This is a genomic window from Sphingomonas sp. NPDC019816 (assembly GCF_050274375.1).
In the GTDB taxonomy this organism is placed as follows: Bacteria; Pseudomonadota; Alphaproteobacteria; order Sphingomonadales; family Sphingomonadaceae; genus Sphingomonas.
Genome location: NZ_JBNNOB010000195.1, coordinates 1 through 4,650, shown reverse-complemented (window position 1 = coordinate 4,650; position 4,650 = coordinate 1). Strand labels below are relative to the sequence as shown.

The window sequence follows — 4,650 nt, the reverse complement described above, 5'->3', positions numbered from 1 at the left end:
CTTCGCGGGCATCCGCCCGGCGATCAACGTCGGCCTGTCGGTCAGCCGCGTGGGCAGCGCCGCGCAGACCAAGGCGATGAAGAAGGTGTCGGGCTCGATCAAGCTGGAGCTGGCTCAGTACCGCGAAATGGCCGCCTTCGCGCAGTTCGGCTCGGATCTCGACGCCTCCACGCAAAAGCTGCTGAACCGCGGTGCGCGCCTGACCGAGCTGCTCAAGCAGCCGCAGTTCAACCCGCTGCCCTTCGAGGAGCAGACGGCGTCGATCTTCGCAGGCACCAACGGTTACATCGACAATGTGCCGGTGGCGCAGGTCGTCCGCTACGAGGCGGCGATGCTGGCGTATCTGCGCAACGATCACGCCGACGTGCTGGCGATGATCCGCGACACCAAGGATCTGGGCGACGAGGCCAAGGGCAAGCTCAAGGCCGCGCTCGACCAGTTCGCGAAGATCTTCGCGTAAGCAATGGCGCTGACCTATCTCGCGACGATCCGGTTGAAGCCGGAGCATTTCGGGGCGGCCTGTCAGGCCGTCGCCGGGATCGTTGCGAGGACCCGGACGGAGGAGGGATGCGAACGGTTCGATCCGCATCCCGCCGCCGACGGCAGTGCGACATTGTATATCTACGAGCGGTGGGCCGACCGCGCGGCTTTTGAATTCCACCATGCGCAGCCGTACACGCGCGCGGTCTTCAAGAGCTACGAGGAATGGCTGGCAGGCCCGGTCGAGCTGACCGAGCTAGCGGACGGATTGGAATAAAATGGCGAGCCTCAAGGCCCTCAAGATCCGGATCAACTCGGTCAAGTCGACCCAGAAGATCACCAAGGCGATGAAGATGGTCGCCGCCGCCAAGCTGCGCCGGGCGCAGGAGTCGGCGCAGAACGGCCGTCCCTATGCCGAGCGTCTCGAAGCGGTGATGGCCAGCATGGCCGCGCGCGTGGGCGGCGTCGGTGCGTCGCCGCTGCTCGCGGGCACCGGCAAGGATGATGTTCAGCTGCTGGTCGTCGCCACCTCGGAGCGTGGTCTGGCGGGTGCGTTCAACACCAACATCGTCCGCGCCGCGCGCCGCAAGGCTGAAGAGCTTCAGGCGCAGGGCAAGACGGTGAAGTTCTACCTCGCGGGCAAGAAGGGGCGCGTGCTGAAGCGCTTCTTCCCCAACGCGATCCTCGCCGATCACGATATGAGCCTGATCAAGGCGCCCAAGTTCGACGACGCCCGCGTCATCGCCGACGACCTGATCGCGCGGTTCGAGCGCGGCGAGTTCGACGTTGCGCACCTGTTCTACTCGAAGTTCGTCTCGGCGCTGGTGCAGGACCCGGTTTCGCAGCAGCTGATCCCCGTGCCGATGCCCGCTCCGACCAAGGGCGAGACCTCGGTCGAGGCGGTCGCCGAGTTCGAGCCGAGCGAAGAGGATATCCTCGACACGCTGCTGCCGCGCAACGTGGCGGTGCAGATCTTCCGCGCGCTGCTGGAGAACCAGGCCGGTTTCTACGGCTCGCAGATGAACGCGATGGACAATGCCACGCGCAATGCGGGCGACATGATCCGCCGTCTGTCGATCCAGTATAACCGCACGCGTCAGGCCGCGATCACCACCGAGCTGGTCGAAATCATCTCGGGCGCCGAGGCGCTCTGATGCGGACAGCGCTCCTTCTGGGCCTGACGGTCGCTCTGGCCGGATGCGGCCAGGCGTCCGACCAGCCGAAGGATGCGCCCAAGGCGACGTTCACGCCGTTCGTGACGGGCGGCTGGGCGACCGTGTTCGACAATGCAGCCGAGACGGTCAGCCTGCTCGACCGGATGGGCTTTCGCATGAGCGGTTACGCGCCGGTTGATGGCCAGTACCGCGCCATCGCGCAGGCCACGCCGATGGCCGATCCATCGGTGTCGCCGGTCAATATGGGCAATCTGATCGTCGAGGGCGACGCGACGCGGCTGAACGAAGTCCGCTTCTCGCTCGACCTCGTCAATCTCGACACCAGCCCGTTCGCCAAGACGCAGTTCATCCGCTGGGTCACCAAGCCGATGGATCAGCTGGGTCTGGACGGCAAGGATGCGGTTTCGGCCGCGATCCAGACCGAAAGCGCCACCACCAGCCACCTGACCGGCGCCGATTACCGTGTTACCCGTGACAAGATCGACGGTGGCCGCCGTCTGGTCGTAACCTTTACCCGCCCCGAAGCTAAGTCGGGCCAGCAGAACCAAGGAAGCAATGATGGCAACCGCCGCTGATGACATCCGGCCGACCACGGCCACCAACAATGTCGGCACGATCGCCCAGGTCATCGGCGCGGTCGTCGACGTTCACTTCCCCGATCACCTGCCCGCGATTCTGTCGGCGCTGGAGACGGACAATAACGGCAGCCGTCTGGTGCTCGAAGTCGCGCAGCATCTGGGCGAGAACACCGTCCGCACGATCGCGATGGACACGACCGAGGGTCTGACCCGCGGCCAGACCGTGACCGACACCGGCAACCAGATCCAGGTTCCGGTCGGCCCGGCGACGCTCGGCCGCATCCTGAACGTCGTCGGTGAACCGATCGACGAGCGCGGCCCCGTCGCCACCGACCTGCGCGCCCCGATCCACGCCAAGGCGCCCGAGTTCATCGAGCAGTCGACCGAGAGCGCGATCCTGGTCACCGGCATCAAGGTCATCGACCTTCTCGCGCCTTACGCGAAGGGCGGCAAGATCGGCCTGTTCGGCGGCGCTGGCGTCGGCAAGACGGTGCTCATCCAGGAACTGATCAACAACATCGCCAAGGGCCATGGCGGCACCTCGGTGTTCGCGGGCGTCGGTGAGCGGACCCGCGAGGGCAACGACCTGTATCACGAATTCCTCGACGCGGGCGTGATCGCCAAGGACGCCGAGGGCAATGCGATCAGCGAGGGCTCGAAGGTCGCGCTGGTGTATGGCCAGATGAACGAGCCGCCGGGCGCCCGCGCTCGCGTCGCGCTGTCGGGTCTCGCCATCGCGGAATATTTCCGCGACCAGGAAGGCCAGGACGTGCTGTTCTTCGTCGACAACATCTTCCGCTTCACCCAGGCGGGTGCGGAAGTGTCGGCGCTGCTGGGCCGTATTCCGTCGGCCGTGGGCTATCAGCCGACCCTGTCGACCGACATGGGCGCGCTGCAGGAGCGCATCACCTCGACCAACAAGGGCTCGATCACCTCGGTCCAGGCCGTGTACGTGCCCGCCGACGACTTGACCGACCCGGCGCCGGCTACCTCGTTCGCCCACCTCGACGCGACGACCGTGCTCAACCGCGCCATCTCTGAGCTGGGCATCTACCCGGCCGTCGACCCGCTCGACTCGACCAGCCGCGTGCTGGAGCCGCGTATCGTCGGCCAGGAGCATTACGAGACGGCGCGTGCGGTCCAGTCACTGCTCCAGCGCTACAAGGCGCTGCAGGACATCATCGCGATCCTGGGCATGGACGAGCTGTCCGAAGAGGACAAGCTGACCGTGACCCGCGCCCGCAAGATCCAGCGCTTCCTGTCGCAGCCCTTCCACGTCGCGGAAGTCTTCACCGGCATCTCGGGCAAGTTCGTCCAGATCGAAGACACGATCCGCTCGTTCAAGGCGGTGGTCGACGGCGAGTACGACCATCTGCCGGAAGCGGCCTTCTACATGGTCGGTGGCATCGACGAAGCCGTCGCCAAGGCCGAGAAGCTGGCCCAGGAGGCGTGATCCTCGTAGCGGCATTCGCGGTAATGGCGCAGGCGTCGCAGCCTGTTGCCGTTCCTTCGGATGCCGCGACAAGGGGCATCGCTACGGCGTTGCAGGCCTGTGAAGCATGGTTGATGCGTCCGGCCACCTGGGCGGACTCGATCGACCAGTTTCCCGAGAACGCGGGCCTGTCGGGTAAGATCGTCGCACGGCGGTCGATACCGGACGCGGTTGCTCCGCCTGATGGTTGGTGCACCGCACCCCATTATTGGTATGCGGCGGCGGGGCCGGGTGGCCTGTTTATAACGGTTTCCGATACTCGACCGCTCTGCCATGTCGTGGGTGGCTCGAGTGAAGACTTGCAACCCGCAACCGAAGCCGTTCTGACGCAGCCCGATTTCAAGACGAATTGGTCGGCGGGCGAAGAGAAGAGTGATGGCGACATGCGTATGACGCGCTATGTGAGCAGGATCGACCCGCATCTGTGGATGACGGTGTCGCGTGCCGCCAAGCCCGGTGAACGCAAGGATCGCCCGCAGGTCGCCATTACGGCGCAAATGGACGTTGAGAGATAATATGCTGCACTTCGAACTCGTGACCCCCGAAAAGCTCCTCCGCTTGGAGGAGGTGCATATGGTGGTCGTCCCCGGCACCGAGGGCGATTTCGGCGTGCTGGAGGGGCACGCGCCCTTCATGTCGACGATCCGCGACGGTGCGATCCAGGTGTACCGCACCGAAAAGGGCGAGCCGGAGTCGATCCAGATTCGTGGTGGCTTCGCCGAGGTGGGGCCGAAGGGTCTGACCGTCTTGGCGGAGCATGCGGGATAAGGCCTGTTCGGCCTTTTTTCCGGGTTTTGAAACGGTCGTGGCGGAAGCTGCGGCCGTTTTTCTTTTTAAGTTTGCGGAGAGGGCGGGGCTTGGCCTTCGACTTCGCTCAGGCTGAACGGGGCGGGTGGATGGCCGCCATTTCCCAGTCCCCGTTCAG

General features: G+C 65.1%; 6 protein-coding genes and 1 pseudogene. All 7 read left to right on the top strand.

The window, feature by feature from the left end; genetic code table 11:
- A pseudogene (locus ACQKJZ_RS18105) lies at window positions 1-460 on the top strand (F0F1 ATP synthase subunit alpha); the annotation flags it as partial.
- A gap of 3 nt (window positions 461-463) precedes the next feature.
- Window positions 464-757 carry a putative quinol monooxygenase gene (locus ACQKJZ_RS18100; protein ID WP_427732941.1) on the top strand — a complete coding sequence of 98 codons (294 nt, stop codon included), beginning with the start codon at window positions 464-466 and terminating at the stop codon, window positions 755-757.
- A 1-nt stretch (window position 758) separates the two neighbouring features.
- On the top strand, window positions 759-1,634 hold the full coding sequence (locus ACQKJZ_RS18095) for a F0F1 ATP synthase subunit gamma (RefSeq protein WP_427732939.1): 876 nt from the start codon (window positions 759-761) through the stop codon (window positions 1,632-1,634).
- Entirely contained in the window at window positions 1,634-2,230 is a 597-nt protein-coding gene (locus ACQKJZ_RS18090) for a hypothetical protein (RefSeq protein ID WP_427732937.1), read from the top strand. The genes ACQKJZ_RS18095 and ACQKJZ_RS18090 overlap by 1 nt, the downstream gene beginning before the upstream one ends.
- Window positions 2,214-3,686, top strand: coding sequence for a F0F1 ATP synthase subunit beta (gene atpD / locus ACQKJZ_RS18085; RefSeq protein WP_427732943.1), 1,473 nt, complete (start codon window positions 2,214-2,216; stop codon window positions 3,684-3,686). The genes ACQKJZ_RS18090 and atpD overlap by 17 nt, the downstream gene beginning before the upstream one ends.
- Window positions 3,683-4,240, top strand: coding sequence for a hypothetical protein (locus tag ACQKJZ_RS18080; protein WP_427732935.1), 558 nt, complete (start codon window positions 3,683-3,685; stop codon window positions 4,238-4,240). Before atpD ends, ACQKJZ_RS18080 begins: the two co-directional genes overlap by 4 nt.
- A 1-nt stretch (window position 4,241) precedes the next feature.
- The gene (locus ACQKJZ_RS18075; protein WP_427732933.1) at window positions 4,242-4,493 is read left to right on the top strand and encodes an ATP synthase F1 subunit epsilon; all 252 of its coding nucleotides are present in this window, start codon (window positions 4,242-4,244) and stop codon (window positions 4,491-4,493) included.
- Window positions 4,494-4,650 lie beyond the last annotated feature (157 nt).